Genomic DNA, 23,091 nt, shown 5'->3' on the forward strand with positions numbered 1-23,091 from the left:
TTTCGGAGGAATCCATGTCGCGTTTCATGCAGGCCATTCGACCCGGGCTCCGGTGGCTGAGCCTCGCCTGCCTCTATCTTGCCGGGACGGGCCTGGTGCTGATGACCCTGATTATCGGCTGGCAGGTTTTCGGCCGCTACGTCCTCAACGATACGCCGAGCTGGTCTGAACCGCTTTCGCTGCAACTGATGTCCTGGTTCATCCTGCTGGGTGCTGCCGTCGGTGTGCGTGAAAGCGTGCATCTGGGGCTGGATATCGTGCGCTACAACATGTCGCTTCGCGTGCAGCGCCTGATGGATCTGGTCAGCCTCGGGCTGATCTGCATCTTCGGCGGTGCAATGTCCTACTATGGCACGCAGTTGGCCGCGGGGACCTGGACGGCGCGGATCCCGGTCCTCGGATGGCCGGGCGGGATCGACTTCATCCCCCTGATCGCAGGTGGCGCGCTGATTTCAATCTTCGCGCTCGAACGTTTGATCGACACGTTTATTGCCCCGGTCGCCGCCATGTCGGACGATGCGGCAAACGCCGAGGTGCTCTGAATGGCCTATTCTATCCTCTTTGGCACATTCGCCATCCTGATGGCGCTCGGCATGCCCATTGCTTTCTGCCTCGGCGTCGCGTCGCTGGCGACGGTGCTCTATCTCGGCATCCCACCCATCGTGATCTTCCAGCAGCTGAATTCCGGCATGAACATCTTCGCGATGATGGCAATCCCGTTCTTCATCTTCGCGGGCGACCTTATGGTCCGCGGCGGGATCGCCTTCCGGCTTGTGCGCTTCGCCTCCGGCTTCGTTGGCCATTTGCGCGGCGGCCTCGGACAGGTCAACATCGTATCCTCGATGCTCTTCGGCGGCATTTCGGGATCAGCCGTGGCCGATGCTTCAGCCATCGGTGGCCTGATGGTGCCGCAGATGGCCGCGCGCGGCTATGATCGCGGCTATGCCGTCAACGTGACGATCAGTTCGGCCTTGATCGCCCTTTTGATCCCGCCGTCGCACAACATGATCCTCTATTCGATCTCCGCGGGTGGCACGGTGTCGGTCGCAGACCTGTTCACGGCCGGCATCATTCCGGGCATCCTGCTGACCATCGCCCTGATGATCACGGCCTATGTCGTGGCACGCAAACGCGGCTATCCCGCAGAGCCCTTCCCGGGCTTCGGCAAGCTGCTGGTCTTCTTCTTCGCCGCCTTGCCGGGGTTGCTGCTGATCGCAATCATCTTCGGCGGCGTCCGCTCAGGGGTGTTCACCGCCACTGAAAGTTCCTGCATCGCCGTCCTCTATGCCTTCCTCGTCGCGATCTTCGTTTATCGGGAGCTCAACTGGAGCGGCTTCGTGGAGGCCATACTGGGAGCCGTGAAAACGACCTCGCTTGTTCTTCTCGTCATCGGCATGGCTGCCGCCTTTGCCTGGCTGATGTCGTTCCTGCAGGTCCAGCTCACGCTCATCCAGCTGGTCAAGTCGATCTCGGACAATCCGATGGTCGTACTCTTCCTGATCACGATCGCGCTGCTGGTGCTCGGCACTTTCATGGACATGGCCCCCCTTGTCATCATCACCACGCCGGTCTTCCTGCCGATCGTTCAGGCCTTCGGCATCGATCCGGTCCATTTCGGTGTCATCATGATCCTGAACGCTGGCATCGGGCTGATCACGCCGCCCGTGGGCACGGTGCTGTTTGTCGGCTGTGCCGTCGGCAAGATCTCGATCCGGGAAGCGATGGAGACCGTCTGGCCCTTCTTCGGAGCCTGCGTCGCGGTTCTGTTGATGGTGACATTCATCCCGGAACTCTCCCTGTGGCTTCCCGCGCAGTTCAAGTGACTTTCCGTCCTCCCGAAGAAGACGTCTTGCAGGGGCTTCGGCCCCTGCTTTTTTTCGCGATAGCTGACACTATGCGCCATCAGTGATGTCATTTTGCTCGCCAGATTGCGCATACTGTTAGATTATCGCCGTTTCGAGTTGCTGAGAGCATCGCTAGACTGGCCTCAGCTTCCTCTTCAATCGGTGGATCATGACAGCGCCAGCCCCTTCGGAAAAAGCCCTCGTCCCCTTTGTCAGCGTCGAGAACATGATGCGGCTCGTGCACCATATCGGGATCGAGCGGGTACTGAACGAACTCACCGACGTTATCGAAGCGGATTTCCGCCGCTGGGCGCTTTTCGACAAGACACCGCGAGTCGCCTCGCATTCGCGGGAAGGCGTGATCGAGCTGATGCCGACCTCTGACGGCGAGATCTATTCGTTCAAATATGTGAACGGCCACCCGAAGAACATGGCGGAGGGTCTGCAGACGGTCACCGCCTTCGGTCTGCTCGCCGACGTCTCGACCGGCTATCCTGTCCTATTGACGGAGATGACCCTGCTGACCGCGCTCAGAACGGCAGCAACGTCTGCCATGGCCGCGCGCCATCTGGCACCCAAGGGTGCCACCACCATGGCGATGATCGGCAATGGCGCCCAGGCGGAGTTTCAGGCGCTGGCGATGAAGGCCGTGCTCGGGATTACCCATCTGAGGCTGTTCGACATCGATCCGAAGGCAACAGACAAGACCATCCGCAACCTTGAGGGCTCTGGCCTTCAGGTCACGGCCTGCACGACGTCACAGGCCGCGATCGAGGGTGCGCAGATCATCACCACCTGCACGGCCGACAAGCAGTATGCGACAATCCTCACCGACAACATGGTGGGGGCCGGTGTGCACATCAACGCGATCGGCGGAGACTGCCCCGGCAAGACCGAGCTGCACCGCGACATTCTTTCCCGCGCCGACACATTCGTGGAATACCCGCCGCAGACGCGGATCGAAGGCGAGATCCAGCAGATGGATCCCGACTATCCCGTTACCGAACTCTGGCAGGTCGTGACCGGCGAGGCCGAGGGTCGGCGGAACGAGAAGCAGATCACCCTGTTCGATAGCGTCGGCTTCGCGATCGAGGATTTCTCGGCCCTCCGCTATGTGCGCGAACGTGTCCGCAACACGGCCTTCTACCAGCCCGTGGACCTTATTGCCGATCCCGATGATCCGCGCGACCTGTTCGGCATGCTCCAGCGAGCCCGGGACTGAGAGCAGGCCTTCCGGCTCACGCCGGGCGAACCAGGATTTCCTCGGCTTCCTCCCCATCCATGGCAAGCACGCGCTTTGCCAGATCGAAGGCAAAGCCCTGGCGGGCGAAGGAGGCGATCTCTTTACTCCAGCGGGCGTCGTCGGCTGCGATACCCGGCCGGCGGAAGGGGCCAAAAGCCTTTTTGCGGGCATAGACGACAGCTGAGCGCAGATCGTCCGCGTCAACAAGCACGGCCTCGACGATACTACGATCAACCCCCTTCTCGGCCAGTTTTCGGGCAATCGCGCGCTTGGAACGGCCGCTGCGCGCCGCCGAATTCGCACGGATCTCGGCATAGTTCTGGTCGTCCAGCGCCTTCATGTTGCGCCCGAAGGAAAGGGCCGTCTCCGCCAGCGCGTTCAGCTGGCCTTCACTGATATCCTCGAACTTGCTGCGCGCCTTCCGCCTGATTGCGTCCGCAAGTTCGCGTTCCGTCATCATGCGCTTGGCGAGCCGGTAGGCAGCCGAGTTCTTTGCCCAGGCCAACATGCGTGGCGTGGGCTGATCTTCCGTGGCGTTCGACTGTTCGTCCATGGGTCCGGTTTTTCAACTTCGCGGGGGATCGTCAACAGCCATCTGGATCCTCTGGGTCGCTCAGTGAGACCGCAGCCATTCCGCAAGCTCGGCTTCGGCGCGCTCCAGGGCGCTGTAGTTCAACAGCTTGCGCAGAAGCGCGACCGTCACCGCCCGGGCGCGCAGATTGAACCGCCCCTCATCACTGTCCTCGACCGACATCTGGTAGACGTCGAGTTTCTCGTAAAGCTGCTGCAGGCGGTTCTGGACACTGCGGATCGACAGGCCACGGCGCCGCGAAATAGTGCGATCCGTCAGGCCGAGCGCGATATCGACGAGGATCTCGTATTCGCTGTCGCTGAAGCCCCTGACCTGACCAAGGCTCTTCTGCTGCATGCCGCGCACCTCGCGGTCGATGACGCATTGCGCCTCAACGAAGATGCTGCGCAGCGCGAGCCTCAGGCGCTCGTCGGAGGCTGATTTCAGCACGTAACCATAGGCCGCACCGTCCGGGACAATGCGGGAGACGCCGCGCACATAGGCCTCGTCCGAATAATTCGACCAGAAGAGGATGCGGGTATCCGGTCGCTCCTTCCAGATGGTGCGCGCAGCCTCGATGCCGTTGCGGGCGTTCATCTGCAGGTCCATGACGACATGGGCGGACTTGTGGTCGCGCGCCAGGCGCTCGCCTTCCACCCCGTTTCCGGCTTCGATGACCTTGTCGCATTCGGGAAGAGCAGCACAGACCGCCTCCAGCAGATAGGACCGATGCAGCGGATCGTCTTCGACGATGAGAACCTTCACTTCACGCCCTCCAGCAGTCCTGCCCGGGCGAGGGAGAGCGGCATCTGTACCCGCATAGCCGTCCCCTTCCCGTCGCGTGCGGCCCCCAGCGTCAGCTTGGCCGAAATCAGGCGCGCCCGCGTCACCATGTTTTCAATGCCTCCACCGGCACGTCGGGGCGACCGCGGGAGGCCCTGCCCGTCATCTGCCACCTCGATGGTCAATGCGTTTGCCGCGCTCTTCATCTTCAACTCAAGAACATTTGCCTGAGCATGGCGCACGGCATTGTTGACGGCTTCCTGCGTGATACGGAACAGGGCGATGCGGACCGACTGGTCGATTGTGTCGATCAGACCGTCGGTATCGTCGCTGAGGCTCCAGGCAAGTCGGGAGCCGTGGTCGCGTACGGCGCGGTCAAGATGGTTCTCGATGGCATGGGCGAAACCAAAGAGCTGCAAAACCGAGGGCTTGGCCTCCTCGATGATTTCGCGAAGACCCTGCATGCAGTGCTGCAGGCCGCGTCCAACCGGCTCCAGCGCCTCGCCCTTGACCTCCCCTTCCTGCATCAACCGGTCAATGCGCCGCGACAGGCGGGTGAGATCGGCCAGCGTCTGATCGTGGAGATCCATGCCGATGCGCTGACGCTCACGTTCCAGCGCTTCGGTAAGGCTCAAGGCCCCGGCCCGCAAGCCTTCCTCCCGCGCCCGTGCCTCCGCTTCGACAATCGCCGATTGCTTGGCCTGTTCGGCAGCTCTGAGCGCGAAGAAGTAGGGCGCCAGCAGGTCGGCGATCGACTGGGCGTTGGCCACGTCTTGCTCTGTGTAGAAACCGACCGCATGCGACGAGCAACTCAGCGCGCCAATCACTTCACCGCCGACCTTCAGCGGCACATGAATGCGGCTGCGCAGATTGTGTTCGAAGATCGGGCGGGTGAAGGGCGTGTCGACGTGGTAGCGCGTCTCTTGCTGGGCATCGGCTGTCAGGAGGAAGTCGATCTCCCCCCAGAGCAGGGCTCTGATCGGACTGCTTGCCACTGGCGCGGGTGTGGTTTGCCCCCAAAACGTATCGAGGCCTGTTTCATAAGCCGTGTGGTAGAGGCCATTGACCATGGTGATGCAGACATCGAGGTGGTCATGCGGAACGATGTGCGATACTTCGACGCCCACGGCCTTGATGGCAGAGCGAAAATCGAGCTGGCCGGCCAGGAGCCTGGATATGCCGAGATAGTGATCGAGCAGCGCTGACGGCGCGATCTTGAGCATGATGTCCTCCCCGCGGCCACTCCCACGGCCACATCTCCTTCATAACACATCTCGAAAGGGTGGTCGTCTTGCGGAATCCCGCAAGACTTTGCGTAGATCCCGCAAACGTCCTGCCGCGCTCGACCTGTACAGATGTCGCCGTTCGCTCCATCCTGATCCTGCCGAGAAGAGGAACTCGGCGGGGAATTCAGACCGGGCCACGTCCGGCTGTTTGGAGGAAACCGGGGCCAAGAGCGCCGGACAACAGGGAGTGAGATCATGAAGACCAGCAGAACCCTTCTGGCGAGCGCGGCACTGTGCCTTCTCGCCACATCCATGCCCGCAATGGCCGACACTTCGGGCAAGAAGATTGCCCTGTCGAACAACTATGCCGGAAACTCCTGGCGCCAGGCCATGCTGACCAGCTGGGAAAAGGTGACCGGCGAGGCCGTCAAAGCCGGACAGGTCGCAGCAGCCGACGCCTTCACCACCGCCGAAAATCAGGCGACCGAGCAGGCCGCCCAGATCCAGAACATGATCCTGCAGGGTTATGATGCGATCGTGATCAATGCCGCTTCGCCGACGGCTCTCAACGGTGCCGTCAAGGAAGCCTGTGATGCCGGCATCACCGTCGTCTCGTTCGATGGCATCGTGACCGAACCGTGCGCCTGGCGCATCGCGGTGGACTTCAAGGAAATGGGTCGCAGCCAGGTCGAATACCTTTCCGGCAAGCTGCCGCAGGGCGGCAACCTGCTCGAAATCCGCGGCCTCGCCGGCGTCTTTGTCGACGACGAGATCTCGGCCGGCATCCATGCCGGTGTCGAGCAGTTCCCGCAGTTCAAGATCGTCGGCTCTGTCCATGGTGACTGGGCACAGGACGTCGCCCAGAAAGCTGTCGCCGGCATTCTGCCCAGTCTGCCGGAACTCGCCGGTGTTGTGACCCAGGGCGGCGACGGCTACGGGGCCGCACAGGCCATCGCATCTGCCAACCGCCCGATGCCCGTGATCGTCATGGGCAACCGAGAAGACGAGCTGAAATGGTGGAAGGAACAGAAGGATGCGAACGGCTACGAGACCATGTCGGTCTCGATTGCGCCCGGCGTTTCCACGCTTGCCTTCTGGGTCGCCCAGCAGATCCTCGACGGCAAGGACGTGAAGAAGGACCTCGTCGTACCCTTCCTGCGCATCGATCAGGACAACCTTGAAGCCAACCTGGCCAATACCCAGGCCGGCGGCGTTGCCAATGTCGAGTATTCGCTCGAGGACGCCCAGAAGGTGATCGCTTCCGCCATGTAATCGACCGGAAACCTCCCCAGACCGTCCGGCCTTCGGGTCGGGCGGTGTGGGGGACATCCCTTGGCGAACGAAGCAAAGAGTGAATCAGTATGAGTGTCATGCTCGATAAGGGCGATGGACGGCCTGTCGTCAGCGTTGCCGATGCAAGAGTGAGTTTCGGCGCGGTCAAGGCGCTTGACGGCGTCACGCTGGAGATCGGCGCGGGAGAGTGCATCGGCCTGGTCGGCCATAACGGTGCGGGGAAATCCACTATCGTCAATGTCATCAACGGCGGATTGGCCCCGCATGAAGGCGCCATTCAATATGGTCACGGCAGCGGAGGCCACAGCATCAATGCGGCTCGCGATGCCGGTATTCGCTGCGTCTTTCAGGAATTGTCGCTCTGCCCAAACCTGACGATCGTCGAGAATACCCGGGTCATGCATCGCAGTCTGAAGGGCTGGGGCTGGCGCAAGCGGGGCGCTGCCCTGATCGAGAGCAAACTCGAGGAAATCTTTCCAGGTCATTCCATCGACTGCCACGACGCGGTCGGCTCACTGACCATCGCGGAACGCCAGATGGTGGAGATCGCGATCACGTTCTGTGAGATCGGCAGTCCTGTCCGTCTCGTCATCCTCGACGAACCGACTTCGTCGCTGGACGCGCGCCTTGCCGAGCAACTGCTCGCCTATGTCGAGCGCTTCGTCCGGGACGGTGGCTCTATCCTCTTCATCTCGCACATCCTCGGAGAGATCCTGTCGGTCTCAAGCCGCATCGTGGTGATGAAGGACGGCAGGGTCGTGAGCCAAAGACCGGCTGAGGAGTTTTCGGAACACGGACTGATCGAGGCGATGGGCAGTGTGGTGAAGTCGCGCGAGGCGCGCACGAACGTGCAGAAGACGAGTACCGCTAGCGTGCTTGCCGCACCGCCGGTGCGCGGACGCGGCCTCCCCTTCCAGGCAATGAAGGGCGAGATCGTCGGTTTCGCCGGTCTCGGCGGCCACGGCCAGACCGATATGCTGGTCGGCCTCTTCGAATCCCGGACCGGTAACTGGCTGCGGGCCGGCAACCCTGAAGTTGCTTTCGTCGCTGGCGACCGGGCGGTCAACGGCACCTTCGCGCTGTGGAGCATTCTGAGAAACCTCAGCATCGGCATCCTGCCGGACCTGTCGCGGCTGCAGACCCTGGATTTCACACGGGAAGAGGCGCTGGGGCAGACCTGGAAGGACCGGATCGGGATCCGGACACCCGACATGAACAATCCGATCCTTTCGCTTTCCGGCGGCAATCAGCAGAAGGTTCTTTTCGCACGGGCCCTGGCCAGCCGCGCACCCGTGGTTCTGATGGACGATCCTATGCGTGGCGTCGATTTCGGCACCAAACAGGAGGTCTATGCGATCCTTCGCCGGGAAGCCGATGCCGGGCGAACCTTCGTCTGGTACTCGACCGAAATGGACGAGGTCTGCCTCTGCGACCGCGTCTACGTGTTCAACATCGGCATGATCGTTGCCGAACTGACAGGCGACGATGTAACGGAAGAAAACATCCTATCGGCTTCATTTCAGGAGGCCGCATGACGAAGTTCCTCTCGGGCGACGGCCTTCGCCTCCTGATCCCTGCACTCTCGCTCGTCGGTTTGCTCGCGGCCATTTTCTATCTCCAGCCGCGGGCGATGAGCTATACCGGGCTCAACCTTCTGTTCAATCTGGCCGTCCCGATCGCACTGGCGACGATCGCCCAGATGTTGATCATGACGGTCAACGACCTTGATCTCTCGATGGGCACCTTCGTCAGCTTCGTCGCCTGCGTGACGGCGACCTTTCTGCAGTCGTCCCCCCTGCTTGGCGTCGTCATTCTCATGGGGGCGATCGGAGCCTATGCCCTTATCGGCGTGCTTATCCACCTCAGGGACCTGCCATCCATCGTGGTCACCCTCGGCATGAGCTTCGTCTGGGGCGGGCTCGCAGTGCTAATCCTGCCATCGCCTGGCGGCGCGGCACCCAGCTGGATCCGGGCGATCATGACCGTCAAGCCGCCGCTTGTCCCCATGGCGATCGTCGCCAGCGTTCTGATCGCTGTTGTCAGCCACTACCTGATCATGCGTTCATCCTTCGGCGTGGTTCTCCGCGGGGTCGGCGGCAATCCACGATCAGTCGCTCGGGCCGGATGGTCGATCATCGGTGCCCGCGCGGCGGTCTATGGCCTTGCGGCGTTCTTTGCCGTCCTGGCCGGCATGGCGCTGGTGGGGCTGACAACGTCCGCCGACGCCAATATCGCACTCCGCTACACACTGCTCTCCATTGCCGGCGTCATCCTCGGCGGCGGCGAATTCGTCGGCGGGCGTGTCTCGCCGATCGGTGCCGTCATTGGCGCGCTGACGCTGACGCTCGCGGGGTCTTTCCTTTCATTCCTGCGGATCTCGCCAGACTGGCAGATCGGCGCGCAAGGTGCGATCCTGATCCTTGTCCTGACGCTGCGTCTTGCGCTTAACCGCGCAGAAGGCAGGAAGGGGAAATCATGACCAAGTTCATTTCCACCCTTTTTGCCCGAACCTGGATCTGGTCCTTTATTGCAACGGCCTGCGTCTTCCTGGTGACCATTCTCTTCACGGGCGGGGCGAGCACCGTGGGACTTGCCCAGGCAGCGCTGACCTTCGGCGCCTTTTCCGTGCTGGTCGGTCTCGGACAGATGCTGGTGATCACGCTTGGCCCCGGCAATATTGACCTTTCGGTTCCCGCGAACATGACGCTCGCCGCGACGGTTTCGCTGAAGGTGATGAATGTCGAGAACAGCATGATCCTGACGGGCCTGCTGGTCGCGATCGGCGTCGGACTGGCGATTGGTCTGGGCAATTACACACTGATCAAGCTACTGCGCATACCGCCGATCATCGCAACACTGTCGATGAGCTTCATCGTGCAGTCGACGGCGATCTGGACGAATCGGGGGCTTCGCATCAAGCCGCCAGGCTGGCTTGCGGACTTCACCACCTCATCGACTATTGGCGTACCGAATGTCGCGCTCGTCGCCTTCGTCCTCTCGGTCATCGTCTGGTACGTGATCAACCGCACGGTCTATGGCCGCTCGATCGCTGCGGTCGGCCAGAGCATTCGCGCCGCCCGCATGGCCGGCATACCGATCGACGGCACGCGGCTTGTCACCTACCTGCTCTGCGCCGTGCTTGCCGCCCTGTGCGGCTACCTGCTGGCCAGTTTCTCCGGCGGAGCCGCCCTCAACATGGGCACGGAATATCTCCTGATGTCGATCGCCGTCGTCGTCATCGGCGGCACGGCGGTTGCCGGTGGAAACTCGAATGTTCCGGGGATATGGGGCGCCTCCCTTTTCATGTTCCTGGTCGTTTCGATGCTGAATACCTATGGCTTCGGAGCAGGCATACGCCTCATTCTCACCGGTCTCATCATCATCGCCGTCATCACGCTGCCGACCACGCGCAGCACCGGAAAAACCTGAAGCTATGTCAGGACTGTCCCCATGGAAAACCCGATCTACGAAGTACGAGACCCCCGCTTTTGCGATTTGCTTGTTTCCAGCGCCGCCCTCGACGAGCTCTATACGGGCTGCCGATGGGCCGAGGGACCGGTCTGGTTCGCCGATGGCGGCTATCTGCTGTTCAGCGACATTCCAAACAAGCGGGTTCTACGCTGGATCGAAGGCGCTGGAACCTCGGTCTATCGCGCGCCGTCACATTTCATCAACGGGAACACCCGCGACCTGGAAGGACGGCTCGTCTCGTGCGAACACGGCGGACGCCGCGTCATCCGCACCGAGATCGACGGCACGATCACGACGCTCGCCGACCGCCATGCCGGCAAGCGGTTGAATTCCCCCAACGACGTGGTGGTGAAATCGGACGGCAGCATTTGGTTCAGCGACCCGTCCTACGGCATTCTCTCGGATTATGAGGGCTACAAGGCCGATGAGGAGCAGGCGAGCCGCAACGTCTACCGGCTTGATCCCGCCACCGGCGAACTCACCGTCATGGTTGACGATTTCCTGCAACCGAATGGCCTCTGCTTCTCGCCGGATGAGCGCCTGCTCTACGTCGCCGATTCCGGCGCCAGCCACAAGCCAGATGCGCCGCGCCAAATCCGTGTGTTCGATGTCACGGATGGGAAACGGCTGACGCATGGCCGGGTCTTTGCCCATATCGACAAGGGCATTCCTGACGGCATACGGACGGATGTGGAAGGAAACCTATGGTCGAGTGCTGCTGACGGCGTGCATTGCTTCCATCCCGACGGCACGCTGCTCGGCAAGATCCTGGTGCCGCAGACGGTTGCCAACCTGACCTTCGGCGGGCCGCGCAAGAACCGCCTGTTCATCACCGCGACGACCTCGCTTTATGCGATCTACACCACGACGCGGGGGGCGCAGGTGCCTTAAATCGGATCTCGCGTTGGCGGCTGCGCTTCGCCCGGCACCAACTGCAGTCTTACGTCCTCGACGCGGTATAGGCACGCCTTCTGGCGGACCCCCGAGCCTGTGCTGCTCCTCGAAAGCCGCCACCTCATCATACGGCTTGACGGCTTCGACCATAGTGCCGGCAGGCGGTCAGAGCGGGCCGTATCCGTCACCAGCGCGAAGCTGCAAGTCCCGGCGCGCGAGTGGCAGCCGAGCCGGACGAGAAACCACCGGAGACGACGTCCGCGCCCAACACCGAGCGATCCGGGCGCGATTGATTACGGCATTCATTGGATGAGGGAGACGCGGCGCTTGTGGTCCCTGCGCGATCATGGCAGGAAGCCAGACGAAGGCCTGACAGACAGAATGAGAGAACCCAGAATGTCGAACGTCATCAAGTTCGAGCGTCCGCCGGAGAACAAGCCGCCGAAGCCGAAGAAGGCGCTTTCCCTGACAGCGCGCAGAATCCTGATCTGGGCCGGCATTGCTGCCGCATTCCTTCTTGCCTGGGGCTATTTCACCTTTTTCGGCGCAGGTGCCACGCCCGCCTGAGCGGTCTCAACCTCCTTACACCGCCCTCATCCGCCTGTGGCCGCATCCGCCACCAGTGCGCCGCGAGCGCCGATCACCCTCGACGCAAGCAGTGCTCCCGCCGTGATCGCATCCGGAGTGGACGCACCGCGCAGTTCGGCAGCGAGGTAACCCGCATTGAAGCTGTCTCCGGCAGACGTCGTGTCCACCACCCGCTCGGCCTTTGGAATGGACAGAGTGCCTATCACGCCATCACCGCCCTGATAGGTCACGTCTCCTGCGCCATTCTTGACGATCACGCGCCGCGCGCCTTCAGCGACATAGCGTTTGACTGTGGCTGCGGGATCGCTGTCGCCGAACCAGGTCGCTTCGTCATCGAAGGACGGCAGGCAGAGGTCGCTGATGGCTGCTGCGCGGTGGATCCATCCGCGCATGATTTCGGCATTCTCCCAGAGACGGGGCCTGAGGTTGGGATCGAAGACGACGGTGCCGCCGCGGCCGGCGAACTGGCGCAATGCCTCGATCAGCGCAATACGATCCTGGTTCGCCAGAATCCCCAGCGTGATGCCAGACCAATAGGCGACATCGGCACCATCAAGCGCGCGGATCAGAGCCGCGGGATCGCTGGCCAGCTGTCTGGCTGCACTGTCGTTGCGCCAATAGGTGAAGCTGCGCTCCCCATCCTTGAGCGTGATATAGTAAAGCCCGATGGTTTTGTCGGCGAGTCGGCGAATGTGGTCCGTCCCAATGCCTTCAGCATTGATGAATTCCACCATCCGGTCGGAAAGCCCGTCCGTACCGACGGCAGAGACGTAGTCGATCTGCCAGTCCGGTCCCAGGCTCCGGCGCAGGTAGTAGGCGGTGTTCAGCGTGTCGCCCGCAAACCCCATGCCGAGTGTGCCGGGCGCACCGGTTTCCGAAAGCTCCCCCATGCATTCGCCTATCGACGCGATCCGTGCCATGCCTTGCCCTCTCCGTTGTCCATATTCCGCTTAGCGCGCCAGGCAGCCGCAGTCGACGGGGTACCCGCAAAATCTTGTGAAGGGCCCGGTCAGTTTCATGAACTATCGACGAGGGACTGGATCCCGCGGTTCGAACCACTGCAGCGCGCCTGAGAGAGACGATTGCGCAGACCTAGAGGACGGAGAAGCCCCCGTCACTTCTCGGCACAAATGGCGTAACGGTGCTGCGTCGCCCGCTCGAGCCCCTTGAAGAAGGAGAAATTCTCGCGCTGCGCCCGGTGGATCGCCGACATGTCCCGGTCGATCGTGACCTTGGAGAACCCGGCCTCCCTCAGCAGGGCCGCTACAGCGTCGGCATGCGCGCCGTTGGAGAAATGCACGCGAGAGAGAATGCTGCTATGCGTCGCCGCCATCTCGGAATTCGGTGCGCCATGCATCGCATCCCCGGCGAGACCGAGACGGCCGGCCAAGGCCGTTAACCGCTTCACGAGCCTGGTCAGAATCGACGTGTTGACGAAGTCGCCGTCGACGATCAGCACCTTGCCGCCTGCTTTGAGCACCCGGTGCCACTCGCGAAAGCAGGCAAGCGGATCGACGAGGGTCCAGACGAGATGACGGTTTGTGATCACGTCATAGGTGTCGTCGGATTCCATGGTCCTCTCGGCGTCTCCCATCAGGAAACGGATCTGGCGGCCACGAGCCTTGGCCTTCGCGCGCGCCCGTTCGAGCATGGGCTCGGCCCAATCCAGTCCGGTGACCTTGAAACCAACATCATCCAGAAGGTGGGAGATCACAGCCGTGCCACAGGCGAGATCGAGTGCAGCCCGCCCCTCTCCCGGACCGAGGTGCTTGCGCAACAGCGCGTGCCAGGCTGCCCTCTCGTCTTCGGAGAAGATCTCGTGACCGGGCTGGCTGTCGAAGGTTTCGGCCCTGAGGGACCAGTAGGCCTTGATCTCATCGCGCAGGTCACGGTTTGAAATAGTGCTAACGGCTTGCATAGGCTGGATCTTTCGCAACGGGTCGATGAGGCTGGAACACTTCTAAAAGATATTTCTTGACTGTTAAAGTCATAAAATCATAGTTCACCCCACAATCACAAGCAGGAGAACTGATCGTGTTCAAGATGGAGAAGGTGGCGTCTGCCGCCGCGATTTCGCTCGTCCTTTTTTCAGGCGTCGCGCTGGCTGGCGAGACGGTCAAGATCAAGGACATCGCCGGCCGTGAGGTGGAAGTCAGCGTTCCCGTGGAGCGCGTCATTCTGGGCGAAGGTCGTCAAATCTACTTCACCGCGGCCCTCGACACCGACAATCCCTTCGGCCGCGTCATCGGCTGGCGTGACGACTTCAAGAAGGCCGATCTCGACGGCTACAATATCTACCTGAAGAAATATCCGGAGATGGAAAAGATCCCGACCTTCGGCGGCATGAAGGACGGCACTTTCGATATCGAGCAGGCGGTCGCGCTGAAACCCGATGTCATCATCATGAACACGGAAGCCAAATCCGCGACGGAAGAGAGCGGCTACATCGAGAAGCTTGCTGCCGTCGGCATTCCGCTCGTCTATATCGACTTCCGCGAAAAGCCGATGGAGCACACCGATGATTCCATGCGCATCATCGGCAAGCTCTTCGGCAAGGAAGAGCGCGCCGAGGAGTTCGTGAAGTTTCACGACGCGCAGATCGCCCGCGTCACCGACGTCCTCGCCGACCAGGCGGACCTCAAGAAGCCGGTCGTTTTCATCGAAAGAGCCGGCGGCTATTCGGACGATTGCTGCATGTCCTTCGGCAACGAGAATTTCGGCAAGATGGTCGAACTCGCCGGTGGCGTGAACATGGCGAAGGACTTCATTCCGGGCACCTTCGGGACCGTCAATCCGGAGCAGATCATCGCCTCGAACCCGGATCAGGTCATCGTGACCGGCTCCAATTGGGAGCTCTATGTACCCAGCGGCAAGTGGGTCGGCGTCGGCCCGGGTGCCGATGAGGCGGAAGCCGCCCGCAAGCTCGCCGAACTGATGAAACGCCCCGGCTTCACGGACATCAAGGCGGTGACGGATGGCAATGTGCACGCCATCTGGCACCAGTTCTACAACAGTCCCTACCAGTTCGTGGCCGTGCAGCAGATTGCCAAGTGGCTGCATCCGGACCTGTTTCAAGACCTCGACGCGGACGCGACTTTCAAGGAAATGCATGAGCGCTTCCTGCCGGTCGATTATCACCCCGGCTACTTCGCCTCGGTGAAGACCGGTTCCTGATACCGATCCGGCCGGCGGACAACCGCCGGCCGCCTGCGCTCAAGGGCGTGAGAGACAGGAAGAATTCATGGCTACCACCGTCGAAACGGCCCACCCGGCCTCAAGCGACACCTATCGCAGCCTCACGGCAAAACGCCTGGCGATCCTCGCCGGGCTTTCACTCTGCCTGGTGCTGTCGGTTGCGGTCGACATGGCCTATGGACCCGCACGCTATACGCTGTCCGAGGTCATCTCGACGATCTGGGACCCTGCCTCAGCCGGGAACCAGTTGCGTGTGGTGATCTGGGACATCCGCATGCCGATCGCGCTGATGGCGGTCACCGTCGGAGCATGCCTGTCGTTGGCTGGCGCGCAGATGCAGACGATCCTTGCCAATCCGCTCGCCTCCCCCTTCACGCTCGGCATTTCGGCAGCTGCCGGCTTTGGCGCAGCGCTCGGGCTGGTCGCCGGTGTCGCCGTGTTCCCGGCGGCCGTGCAATACATGGTGCCGATCAACGCCTTCCTGATGGCGATGCTCGCTTCTCTCTTCATCTATGGTGTGTCGACCATGCGCGGCGTCACCGTGGAAACCATCGTGCTGCTCGGCATAGCGCTCGTCTTCACCTTCAACGCGCTGCTGTCACTGCTCGAATATCTCGCCTCGGAGCAGGCCCTTGCGGCCGTGGTCTTCTGGACCATGGGCTCGCTGACCAAGGCGACCTGGGGCAAGGTGGCCGTGACATTCGCAGTCCTCGTCTTCAGCGTTCCGCTGTTTGCGCGCCGCGCCTGGGCCCTGACGGCGCTGAGGCTTGGTGACGACAAGGCCGCCTCCTTCGGTGTCAACGTCCGCTCGCTCCGGCTCCAGACGATGCTGCTCGTCAGCCTGCTGGCGGCCATCCCGGTCTCCTTCGTCGGCACGATCGGTTTCATCGGACTCGTCGGTCCGCATATCGCGCGCATGCTGCTCGGCGAAGACCAGCGGTTTTTCCTGCCCGGCTCCATTCTCTGTGGCGCGCTGCTGCTTTCCGTGACGTCCGTGGTCTCGAAGGTGCTGATCCCCGGGGCGATCATGCCGATCGGCGTGATTACAGCACTCGTCGGGGTGCCCTTCTTCTTCTCCCTGATTTTCACCAACAGGAGACGCGCATGGTAGCGCTCAGGCTCGAAGCGGTGGGTGCACAGTATGGCCGCCACCGCGTCTTCAGCGACATTACCACCGGAGACATTGCAGGCGGCGTGCTGACAGCCGTCATCGGCCCCAATGCTGCGGGCAAGTCGACGCTGTTCAAGCGGATTGCGGGCCTGCTCAACGGAGACGGCGTGGTCCATCTCTCCGGCGAGGAAAGCCTTCGGCCGATCTGTTACATGCCGCAGGATACCGGCGCCAATGCGGTGCTTACCGTCTATGAAAGCGTGCTGCTCGCCTCCAAGCAGGGATCTGGCTGGAAGGTCGCCGATGGCGAGCTTGAGGAGATCGACCGCATCCTGGCTTCGTTGAGGATTTCAGACCTCGCCTTCCGCGACCTCGGCGAGCTCTCCGGTGGCCAGCGACAACTGGTTGCCATCGCCCAAGCGCTCGTGCGCAAGCCGGAGGTTCTGCTGATGGACGAACCGACGTCGGCGCTCGACCTTTTCCGGCAGGTCGAAGTCTTGCAGTTTACGCGCGATCTGGCACGCCGGAGCGGGATCGCGGTCCTGATCGCCCTGCATGATCTCAATCATGCCATGCGCTACTGCGAACACGCGCTCGTGGTCGCAGATGGGCGATTGATCGCGAGCGGTGCGACTTCAGATGTGATCACCCCGTCCCTGCTTCGAGATGTGTATCGGGTCGATGCGCGCATCGAGGCCTGCACGCAAGGCCGACCTCTCGTCATCGTGGACGCGGCTCTGGCATAGACCAGAGGTCGCAAACTCAGCTCAGCCCCACGTAGCGACCGGGCTTGTGGTTGATCGCCAGGATCAGATTGGCAATGGCAGCGCCCAGAACGGACAGGGCGAGCCGGTCTGCCGGCAGGACGAAGAAGGCTGCGGCGAGGATCGTCAGATCCACGCCGAGCTGGAAATATCCGGCGCGCAGGCCTGTCCTCTCCTGGAGATACATGGCCAGGATGTTGATGCCGCCAAGGCCGGTTCGATGCCGGAACAGCATCAGCAAGCCCGTTCCGATCAAGCCGCCACCGATCACGGTGGCATAGAAGGGATCGAGATGGGAGAAATCAATCCACTGACTGTTCAGCTTCGACAGGATGGAGACCAGTGCCACGGCCGTGAAGGTGCGGAGCGTGAAGGCCCAGCCCATGCGTTTCACAGCGAGGATGTAGAAGGGCAGGTTGACGACGAAGAAGATGAGGCCGAAGCCCCAGCCGCTGACATAGGACAGCAACAGGGCGAGGCCCGCACTCGAGCCGACCGTCAGCATGGTTTCGGTATAGATCAGAGTTCCCAGCGAGACGAACATGGTGCCCGAGATCATTGCGAGCACGTCTTCATAGAGGCGATGGCGCTCGGCGCCCGCCTGGATTGCGGTTGTCGTGGTCATGATTTCAGCCCAGAAGTGGTTTCAGCACGGTTGCAACGCGCGGGATGTCGGCACTCTTCAGACCCGCGATATTGATGCGACCGGAGGTCGGCATGTAGATTCCGTGATGCTTTCGCAGCGACATGACGTCGGCTTCCTTGAGCGGCAGGAGCGAGAACATACCCTGTTGTTCGGCGATCTGAGGCGCCAGTTGCCAGCCGTCACCAAGTGCCGACGCGAGCTCACGGCGCAGGCCGTTCAGACGGTCTCGCATCGAATTGAGTTCGGCCATCCAGTCCTGTCGGAGGCTCTCGGTCGCGAGAATCGTGCGAACGACCGCAGCGCCGTGATCGGGCGGCATCGAATAGCTGGTGCGGGCCATGGTGACCAGGTTCGAGCGGGCGATGTCCGCAGACTCCTGTGTCTCGGAGACTGCAAATATGGCGCCGGTGCGCTCGCGGTAGATGCCGAAGGACTTCGAGCAGGAAACGGCAACCAGCGCTTCCGGCGCCGCCGCGATGATGGTGCGCAGTCCGGCCACGTCTTCTTCGATGCCCGCGCCAAATCCCTGATAGGCGGAATCGATCAGGGGCACGAGACGTCGCTCTGCAATCACGGCGGCCAGTTCGTCCCACTGCGCAGGCGTGAGTCCCGCGCCGGTCGGGTTGTGGCAGCTGGCATGGATGAGGACGGCATCACCGCGCGGCGCGCTGCTCAGCGCCTTCATCATGCTGGCGAAGCGTACATCCTGGGTCGGCACGTCGAAATAGGGATAGGTTTCCACGTTCAGGCCGGTCGCGCCGAAGATTCCGGCATGGTTGGGCCAGCTCGGAAGACCGAGATGGATACGGCCGCTGCCGGCGCGGGCAATGAGTTCCGAAGCGAGGCGAAGAGCTCCCGAACCGCCGGGCGTCTGGACGCCGGCCGCGAACCTGCCATGACCCTTGCCACCGACGAGATCCCAAAGCAGCTCCAGAAACACGCGGTCGCCTTCCGGCGCAACATAGGACTTGCTCTCCTGCTTCTCCAGCAGCTCCCTTTCCGCCGCCTTGACCGAGCGCAGGATCGGCGTTCGGCCCAGATCGTCACGATAGACCCCGACTCCGAGGTCGATCTTGTCCGCTCGCTGATCGGCGTTGTAGAGCCCGATCAAGGCAAGCAGAGGGTCGTTGGGCTGGGAGGCAAGCTTGTCGAACATCAGGGACCTTCGTCGATGAGCGGTTGAGTTGCAGAAGAGATACCAAGTTTCGGACGCAAAGTCTCAGCGGATTTCAATGATCAGCCGTCCACGAAGAATGATCCATTGCCGAACACGGAGAGAATGCGATAGAATATTGCGCAACAGCGTGAAAAAGAGCGGTTTAATGGAAGCCAGCCCAGTCCCTCTCGACAAGATCGATCGCCGGATCATCGCCTGTCTGATCGAAGATGCGAGCCTGAACAATGCGGAACTGTCCGAGAAAGTCGGCCTGACGGCGGCGCCCCTGTCCCGGCGGCTGGCGCGGCTCTATGCGAGCGGCATCATCCGCCAGACAATCGTCATCGACCCGCCGAAAGTCGGGCTTGGTCTGCAGGCCTTTGTCGAGATCACTCTGGATCGCACGACGCCGCAGGTTGGCGAACGCTTCATCGAGCATGTGGGCAAGCTCGCCCAGGTCGTGGAGATCCACGCTGTGGCAGGTGATTTCGACTTTCTCCTGAAGATTTCCGTGCGCGACATGGCGGACTACAAGCGGCTGATCTGGCAGGAATTCGATCGCCTTGCCGAGATCAAGACCATCCGGTCGACCATGGTGTTCGACAGTCCAAAGACCTCCTTTGGTTATCTTCCCTGACTAGGTCAGAAGCTGCCGAGCGACACAGGGCGGCGGGTGGCATTTTCCGTCCCGTTTTGCCGGTGTGTTAAGAGATTTTGTCCAATGGTGAGAATTGGGGACGATCCCACTCGTCCACAGACGGTTCAGCCATGGTAACTTCAGTGACGCAATCCGAGCGCGCGCGCGCAAATTCAGGCATAGCCAACGATGCTCCGGCATCCGTTGCCGTTCCGGTGGCGATGGATGGTATGCTCGGTCATCTGCATCCGGCATCAGGGCAGACTGGCGTCGTGTTCTGCGCGCCCTGGGGTTTCGACGCACTCTGCACGGCCAAATTCCACCGTCTCATTGCCGCTGACCTTGCGCGACGGGGATTTCCCGCGATCCGCTTCGACTATCCCGGCGAGGGCGATTCCTTGCCGGTCGACGAGGGCGCAACCTTCGAAACCTGGGTCGCTGGCTCGTTGCGCGCCGCTCAGGAATTGCGTGCCCGGACAGGCTGTCACCGGATACTCTACTACGGCATGGGTATCGGTGCGGCGGTCGCACTTCGCGCCGGACAGCAGGATGATACACTGGCCGGCTATGTGCTCGCGGCATCTGCCCTGAGCGGCCGGCGGTATCTGCGCGAAACGGCATTGCGCGAGAAGGTCATCGAGGACGGGCTCAGCATCGATTTCGGCTATCCGGAGGGCTCGACCGCGCTCGCCTCCTTCATCATGGACCCGCGGCTTGCAACAGATCTGAAGGCTCTCACTGTAGGCATCGACGGCCTGCCCGCCGGATTGCCGGCCCTCGTTCTGGCACGTCCCGAAAACACAGCCGATCTTGAACTCGCCGAAAAGCTGACCAGCTCTGGCGCTGCAGTCGAGTCCATCGATTTCAAGGGTTATGGTGCGATGCTCGACGGGGTCGTGACGTCGCCAATGCCCATGGCGCTCATTGATGCGATCGGCGACTGGGTCAGCCGCAGTTTCCCCCAAGGCACCGGTTCACATGCAGGGCAAGCCACCATCGGCAACGCGCCGCCCGTTCTTCAAACTGACAGATTTCGCGAACGTCCGGAGATTGTCGAGTCCCGTCTGTTCGGCGTCTCCTGCGCGCCCCTGCCGGGCGCAGAGACGGCCGTGATCGTTCTGCTCAACATGGCCTATGCGCCGCATACGGGCTGGGGCCGCATCTGGGTCGATACCGCACGCACGCTCGCGCAACGGGGTATCGCGACGCTGCGTGTCGATCTTTCCAATATCGGCGAAAGCCCTGCGGATCCGCAAGGGGCGGAGCAGGTCGTCTATTCCCCAAACCAGCTCGCAGACGTGCATGCCGTCGTCCGCCACGTGCGCAGCGTCACGGAAGCGCCAATCCTGCTGGCCGGTATCTGCAGCGGCGCACACTCGGCCCTTTACGCTGGCGCTGTTAATCCCGATGTGGCTGGCATCGTTTCGATCAACCAACTGAGACTTGTGCTCGACCCGGACGAGGATGTCGATACGCTTCTGATGGCGGGGGCCCGCCCCCTCAGCGATTACAAGCGCCGCGCCTTCAGCCTGAGCACCTACAAGCGTATCGTCAGTGGCGAGGTCAACATTCCAAAGGCGGCGGCGAACATTGCCAGCCATGCGCGAGACAAAATCCTGGGCCGCATCTCGCCCTATCTTGGCAGGTTTACCAAACTCGGCCGGATGCGTGGCGAATTGTTCGGCCTTTTGCGACGACTGGAAAGGCGGAAGGTGCCGGTCACTTTCATTTCCTGCCGCACCGATGGCAGCCTCGACCAACAGAAGCTCTATTTCGGCAAGAGATTATCCGGACAACGCGCATTTCCGGGCCTGAGGCATATCCTGCTGGAAAACGCCGATCATACGCTCAGCCCGCCCTCCGTCCGGGAGCATGTCATCGGAATCCTGGCCGAGGCAGCCGAGCAATCCACCAAACGGGGATGATCGCGAGAGGGAGTGCCAGAACGCCCCCCTCCCGCGTTGCCAAACAGTCAGCCAGCAGCGACCAGCTTGCGCTTCGCCATGCGGGCGCGGATCGATTCGACGTCGGCGCGGGGCGTCGCGGCGAAAAGTGTGCGGGTGTATTCATGCTGCGGATCCGAGAAGACCGCGTCACGCGTGCCGTATTCGACCGCCTCACCGTAATACATCACCATCACCTCGTCGGCGATGTAACGCACGACGGAGAGGTCGTGGCTGATGAAGACATAGGTCAGGCCGAACTCTTCCTGCAGGTCAGCGAGCAGGTTCAGCACCTGCGCCTGGACCGAAAGGTCAAGTGCCGAAACCGGCTCGTCGAGGACCAGCAGTTTCGGATTGAGCATCAGAGCACGAGCGATCGCGATACGCTGGCGCTGGCCACCGGAGAACATGTGCGGGTAGCGGTTGTAGTGTTCCGGCCCCAAGCCGACCTTGACCAGCATTTCGGTTGCGCGCTCGCGCCGCTCGGCCGAGCTCATCCTGGTGTTGATCAGCAAGGGTTCGCCGAGCACGTCGCCAATCTTCTGGCGCGGATTAAGCGAGCCATAGGGGTTCTGGAAGACGATCTGCACCTTCTGGCGCATCTCGGCGGTCAGATGCCCCGGACGCAGGTCGACCTTCTGGCCGTCGATCAGCAGTTCACCGGCCGTCGGCTCATCGATGAAGGTCAGGATGCGGGCAAGGGTCGACTTGCCGCAACCGCTTTCGCCAACGATGGCAAGCGTCTTGCCCTTGTCGAGCTTGAAGGAGACGCCCTTCACCGCGTGGACGATCTTGTCTTCCTTGAAGAGGCCCTGCGGCACGCGGTAGTCGCGCTTGACGTCACGGATTTCGAGCATCGGGGTTTGTGTTTCCATGGTCATGCGGCACCTCCTGTTTCAGCGGCGGCCAGGAAGTCGGAGACCGTGGTCAGGCGGTCGCCCGTGGCATTTTCCGGCAGGGCCGAAAGCAGCGCACGGGTATAGGGGTTCTTCGGACTTTCGAAGAGCGAGAGCACGTCGGCCTCTTCCATCTTCTTGCCCTTGTACTGGACGATGACGCGGTCTGCGGTCTCCGCCACCACGGCCATGTCATGGGTGATCATGATGAGCCCCATGCCAGTCTCGGCCTGGATCTGCATCAGGAGGTCGAGGATCTGCTTCTGGATTGTCACATCGAGCGCGGTCGTCGGCTCGTCTGCGATCAGGAGCTTCGGATTGCAGGCAATCGCAATCGCGATCATCACGCGCTGGCACTGGCCACCCGACATCTGATGCGGGAAGTGGTTGAGCCGCTCGGCCGGATCAGGCAGGCCGACCAGCTCGAAGAGTTCGACGGCGCGCTCGTGGCGCTCCTTCTTGCCGAGGCCCATATGCAGACGCAGGACTTCCTCGATCTGGAAACCGACGGTGAAACATGGATTGAGGCTCGCGACCGGCTCCTGAAAGATCATGGCCACGTCCTTGCCAATCAGCTTGCGCCGTTCGGCGGCCGAGATCTTCTGGATGTCGCGACCCTGGAATTCCATCTTGTCGGCGGTGATTTTCGCTGTCCATGGCAGAAGCCCCATGACGGCGAGCATGGCGACCGATTTGCCGGAGCCGCTTTCGCCGACGATGGCCAAGACTTCGCCCGGCTCGACCGACAGCGAGACGCCGTCGACCGCCTTGAACCAGCCGCTGGCCGTCTCGAACTGGACGGTGAGGTTCTGGATATCGAGAAGTGCCAT

23 protein-coding genes are annotated in these 23,091 nt (G+C 61.9%); 14 read left to right on the forward strand and 9 right to left on the reverse strand.

Features of this window, described 5'->3' with window-relative positions; translation table 11 throughout:
* Nucleotides 1-14: 14 nt before the first annotated feature.
* The 3 genes from LJE98_RS02580 to LJE98_RS02590 all read left to right on the forward strand — a co-directional run bounded on the left by LJE98_RS02580 (nt 15) and on the right by LJE98_RS02590 (nt 3,066).
* Complete coding sequence (locus tag LJE98_RS02580; protein ID WP_229573174.1) at nt 15-542, forward strand: TRAP transporter small permease; 528 nt, start codon at nt 15-17, stop codon at nt 540-542.
* Nucleotides 543-1,823 (forward strand): TRAP transporter large permease, encoded by a 1,281-nt coding sequence (locus tag LJE98_RS02585; protein ID WP_229573176.1) that lies wholly within the window; start codon nt 543-545, stop codon nt 1,821-1,823.
* Nucleotides 1,824-2,013: 190 nt separating this feature from the next.
* Nucleotides 2,014-3,066 (forward strand): ornithine cyclodeaminase, encoded by a 1,053-nt coding sequence (locus LJE98_RS02590; RefSeq protein ID WP_229573178.1) that lies wholly within the window; start codon nt 2,014-2,016, stop codon nt 3,064-3,066.
* A 16-nt stretch (nt 3,067-3,082) separates the two neighbouring features.
* Here LJE98_RS02590 and LJE98_RS02595 read toward each other — a convergent pair whose 3' ends face one another.
* The 3 genes from LJE98_RS02595 to LJE98_RS02605 are packed head-to-tail and all read right to left on the reverse strand — an operon-like array spanning nt 3,083 to nt 5,664.
* A complete protein-coding gene (locus LJE98_RS02595) occupies nt 3,083-3,640 on the reverse strand; it encodes a regulatory protein RecX (protein WP_229573179.1) in 558 nt (185 codons plus the stop codon).
* 60 nt (nt 3,641-3,700) lie between these two features.
* Nucleotides 3,701-4,423 (reverse strand): response regulator, encoded by a 723-nt coding sequence (locus tag LJE98_RS02600; RefSeq protein ID WP_229573181.1) that lies wholly within the window; start codon nt 4,421-4,423, stop codon nt 3,701-3,703.
* Nucleotides 4,420-5,664 (reverse strand): GAF domain-containing sensor histidine kinase, encoded by a 1,245-nt coding sequence (locus LJE98_RS02605; RefSeq protein WP_229573182.1) that lies wholly within the window; start codon nt 5,662-5,664, stop codon nt 4,420-4,422. The genes LJE98_RS02600 and LJE98_RS02605 overlap by 4 nt, the downstream gene beginning before the upstream one ends.
* A gap of 258 nt (nt 5,665-5,922) precedes the next feature.
* On the opposite strand from LJE98_RS02605, the gene LJE98_RS02610 reads away from it, so the two are divergent.
* The 6 genes from LJE98_RS02610 to LJE98_RS02635 all read left to right on the forward strand — a co-directional run bounded on the left by LJE98_RS02610 (nt 5,923) and on the right by LJE98_RS02635 (nt 11,892).
* Nucleotides 5,923-6,939, forward strand: a complete 1,017-nt coding sequence (locus LJE98_RS02610) for an ABC transporter substrate-binding protein (protein WP_229573184.1) — start codon at nt 5,923-5,925, stop codon at nt 6,937-6,939.
* A gap of 98 nt (nt 6,940-7,037) precedes the next feature.
* The gene (locus tag LJE98_RS02615) at nt 7,038-8,495 is read left to right on the forward strand and encodes an ATP-binding cassette domain-containing protein (RefSeq protein ID WP_420710097.1); all 1,458 of its coding nucleotides are present in this window, start codon (nt 7,038-7,040) and stop codon (nt 8,493-8,495) included.
* Nucleotides 8,492-9,439, forward strand: a complete 948-nt coding sequence (locus LJE98_RS02620; RefSeq protein ID WP_229573187.1) for an ABC transporter permease — start codon at nt 8,492-8,494, stop codon at nt 9,437-9,439. The genes LJE98_RS02615 and LJE98_RS02620 overlap by 4 nt, the downstream gene beginning before the upstream one ends.
* Entirely contained in the window at nt 9,436-10,389 is a 954-nt protein-coding gene (locus LJE98_RS02625; RefSeq protein ID WP_229573189.1) for an ABC transporter permease, read from the forward strand. The genes LJE98_RS02620 and LJE98_RS02625 overlap by 4 nt, the downstream gene beginning before the upstream one ends.
* A gap of 21 nt (nt 10,390-10,410) precedes the next feature.
* On the forward strand, nt 10,411-11,322 hold the full coding sequence (locus LJE98_RS02630) for an SMP-30/gluconolactonase/LRE family protein (protein ID WP_229573191.1): 912 nt from the start codon (nt 10,411-10,413) through the stop codon (nt 11,320-11,322).
* 399 nt (nt 11,323-11,721) lie between these two features.
* Complete coding sequence (locus tag LJE98_RS02635) at nt 11,722-11,892, forward strand: hypothetical protein (protein ID WP_229573193.1); 171 nt, start codon at nt 11,722-11,724, stop codon at nt 11,890-11,892.
* A 26-nt stretch (nt 11,893-11,918) separates the two neighbouring features.
* On the opposite strand, the gene LJE98_RS02640 is transcribed toward LJE98_RS02635, so the two are convergent.
* Both LJE98_RS02640 and LJE98_RS02645 read right to left on the reverse strand, forming a co-directional pair.
* Entirely contained in the window at nt 11,919-12,833 is a 915-nt protein-coding gene (locus LJE98_RS02640; RefSeq protein WP_229573194.1) for a sugar kinase, read from the reverse strand.
* Between the two features lie 194 nt (nt 12,834-13,027).
* Nucleotides 13,028-13,831, reverse strand: a complete 804-nt coding sequence (locus LJE98_RS02645) for a class I SAM-dependent methyltransferase (protein WP_229573200.1) — start codon at nt 13,829-13,831, stop codon at nt 13,028-13,030.
* 125 nt (nt 13,832-13,956) lie between these two features.
* Here LJE98_RS02645 and LJE98_RS02650 point away from each other — a divergent pair, with 125 nt between their 5' ends.
* The 3 genes from LJE98_RS02650 to LJE98_RS02660 all read left to right on the forward strand — a co-directional run bounded on the left by LJE98_RS02650 (nt 13,957) and on the right by LJE98_RS02660 (nt 16,965).
* Complete coding sequence (locus tag LJE98_RS02650; RefSeq protein WP_229573886.1) at nt 13,957-15,087, forward strand: ABC transporter substrate-binding protein; 1,131 nt, start codon at nt 13,957-13,959, stop codon at nt 15,085-15,087.
* Between the two features lie 67 nt (nt 15,088-15,154).
* Nucleotides 15,155-16,219: a FecCD family ABC transporter permease gene (locus LJE98_RS02655; protein WP_229573202.1), complete on the forward strand. Its 1,065-nt coding sequence runs from the start codon at nt 15,155-15,157 to the stop codon at nt 16,217-16,219.
* On the forward strand, nt 16,213-16,965 hold the full coding sequence (locus LJE98_RS02660; protein ID WP_229573203.1) for an ABC transporter ATP-binding protein: 753 nt from the start codon (nt 16,213-16,215) through the stop codon (nt 16,963-16,965). Before LJE98_RS02655 ends, LJE98_RS02660 begins: the two co-directional genes overlap by 7 nt.
* A gap of 16 nt (nt 16,966-16,981) precedes the next feature.
* On the opposite strand, the gene LJE98_RS02665 is transcribed toward LJE98_RS02660, so the two are convergent.
* Both LJE98_RS02665 and LJE98_RS02670 read right to left on the reverse strand, forming a co-directional pair.
* Complete coding sequence (locus tag LJE98_RS02665) at nt 16,982-17,608, reverse strand: YitT family protein (protein ID WP_229573205.1); 627 nt, start codon at nt 17,606-17,608, stop codon at nt 16,982-16,984.
* Nucleotides 17,609-17,612: 4 nt separating this feature from the next.
* Entirely contained in the window at nt 17,613-18,785 is a 1,173-nt protein-coding gene (locus LJE98_RS02670) for an amino acid aminotransferase (protein WP_229573207.1), read from the reverse strand.
* Nucleotides 18,786-18,951: 166 nt separating this feature from the next.
* On the opposite strand from LJE98_RS02670, the gene LJE98_RS02675 reads away from it, so the two are divergent.
* A complete protein-coding gene (locus tag LJE98_RS02675) occupies nt 18,952-19,422 on the forward strand; it encodes an Lrp/AsnC family transcriptional regulator (RefSeq protein ID WP_229573209.1) in 471 nt (156 codons plus the stop codon).
* Between the two features lie 131 nt (nt 19,423-19,553).
* Entirely contained in the window at nt 19,554-21,347 is a 1,794-nt protein-coding gene (locus LJE98_RS02680) for an alpha/beta hydrolase (protein ID WP_229573210.1), read from the forward strand.
* 47 nt (nt 21,348-21,394) lie between these two features.
* Here LJE98_RS02680 and LJE98_RS02685 read toward each other — a convergent pair whose 3' ends face one another.
* Together LJE98_RS02685 and LJE98_RS02690 are read right to left on the reverse strand one after the other, a co-directional pair.
* The gene (locus tag LJE98_RS02685; RefSeq protein ID WP_229573212.1) at nt 21,395-22,246 is read right to left on the reverse strand and encodes a dipeptide ABC transporter ATP-binding protein; all 852 of its coding nucleotides are present in this window, start codon (nt 22,244-22,246) and stop codon (nt 21,395-21,397) included.
* Entirely contained in the window at nt 22,243-23,091 is an 849-nt protein-coding gene (locus LJE98_RS02690) for an ABC transporter ATP-binding protein (RefSeq protein ID WP_229573213.1), read from the reverse strand. The genes LJE98_RS02685 and LJE98_RS02690 overlap by 4 nt, the downstream gene beginning before the upstream one ends.

The sequence above is a fragment of the Rhizobium sp. 'Codium 1' genome (assembly GCF_020889605.1).
Lineage (GTDB): Bacteria > Pseudomonadota > Alphaproteobacteria > Rhizobiales > Rhizobiaceae > Allorhizobium > Allorhizobium algae.

Excerpts from the sequence above, each read along its gene's own strand:
- LJE98_RS02580 (WP_229573174.1), top strand. The coding sequence starts at position 15 with ATGTCGCGTTTCATGCAGGCCATTCGACCCGGGCTCCGGTGGCTGAGC.
- LJE98_RS02585 (WP_229573176.1), top strand. The coding sequence starts at position 543 with ATGGCCTATTCTATCCTCTTTGGCACATTCGCCATCCTGATGGCGCTC.
- LJE98_RS02590 (WP_229573178.1), top strand. The coding sequence starts at position 2,014 with ATGACAGCGCCAGCCCCTTCGGAAAAAGCCCTCGTCCCCTTTGTCAGC.
- LJE98_RS02595 (WP_229573179.1), bottom strand. The coding sequence starts at position 3,640 with ATGGACGAACAGTCGAACGCCACGGAAGATCAGCCCACGCCACGCATG.
- LJE98_RS02605 (WP_229573182.1), bottom strand. The coding sequence starts at position 5,664 with ATGCTCAAGATCGCGCCGTCAGCGCTGCTCGATCACTATCTCGGCATA.
- LJE98_RS02610 (WP_229573184.1), top strand. The coding sequence starts at position 5,923 with ATGAAGACCAGCAGAACCCTTCTGGCGAGCGCGGCACTGTGCCTTCTC.
- LJE98_RS02615 (WP_420710097.1), top strand. The coding sequence starts at position 7,038 with ATGCTCGATAAGGGCGATGGACGGCCTGTCGTCAGCGTTGCCGATGCA.
- LJE98_RS02620 (WP_229573187.1), top strand. The coding sequence starts at position 8,492 with ATGACGAAGTTCCTCTCGGGCGACGGCCTTCGCCTCCTGATCCCTGCA.
- LJE98_RS02625 (WP_229573189.1), top strand. The coding sequence starts at position 9,436 with ATGACCAAGTTCATTTCCACCCTTTTTGCCCGAACCTGGATCTGGTCC.
- LJE98_RS02630 (WP_229573191.1), top strand. The coding sequence starts at position 10,411 with ATGGAAAACCCGATCTACGAAGTACGAGACCCCCGCTTTTGCGATTTG.
- LJE98_RS02635 (WP_229573193.1), top strand. The coding sequence starts at position 11,722 with ATGTCGAACGTCATCAAGTTCGAGCGTCCGCCGGAGAACAAGCCGCCG.
- LJE98_RS02640 (WP_229573194.1), bottom strand. The coding sequence starts at position 12,833 with ATGGCACGGATCGCGTCGATAGGCGAATGCATGGGGGAGCTTTCGGAA.
- LJE98_RS02645 (WP_229573200.1), bottom strand. The coding sequence starts at position 13,831 with ATGCAAGCCGTTAGCACTATTTCAAACCGTGACCTGCGCGATGAGATC.
- LJE98_RS02650 (WP_229573886.1), top strand. The coding sequence starts at position 13,957 with ATGGAGAAGGTGGCGTCTGCCGCCGCGATTTCGCTCGTCCTTTTTTCA.
- LJE98_RS02655 (WP_229573202.1), top strand. The coding sequence starts at position 15,155 with ATGGCTACCACCGTCGAAACGGCCCACCCGGCCTCAAGCGACACCTAT.
- LJE98_RS02660 (WP_229573203.1), top strand. The coding sequence starts at position 16,213 with ATGGTAGCGCTCAGGCTCGAAGCGGTGGGTGCACAGTATGGCCGCCAC.
- LJE98_RS02665 (WP_229573205.1), bottom strand. The coding sequence starts at position 17,608 with ATGACCACGACAACCGCAATCCAGGCGGGCGCCGAGCGCCATCGCCTC.
- LJE98_RS02670 (WP_229573207.1), bottom strand. The coding sequence starts at position 18,785 with ATGTTCGACAAGCTTGCCTCCCAGCCCAACGACCCTCTGCTTGCCTTG.
- LJE98_RS02675 (WP_229573209.1), top strand. The coding sequence starts at position 18,952 with ATGGAAGCCAGCCCAGTCCCTCTCGACAAGATCGATCGCCGGATCATC.
- LJE98_RS02680 (WP_229573210.1), top strand. The coding sequence starts at position 19,554 with ATGGTAACTTCAGTGACGCAATCCGAGCGCGCGCGCGCAAATTCAGGC.
- LJE98_RS02685 (WP_229573212.1), bottom strand. The coding sequence starts at position 22,246 with ATGACCATGGAAACACAAACCCCGATGCTCGAAATCCGTGACGTCAAG.
- LJE98_RS02690 (WP_229573213.1), bottom strand. The coding sequence starts at position 23,091 with ATGGCACTTCTCGATATCCAGAACCTCACCGTCCAGTTCGAGACGGCC.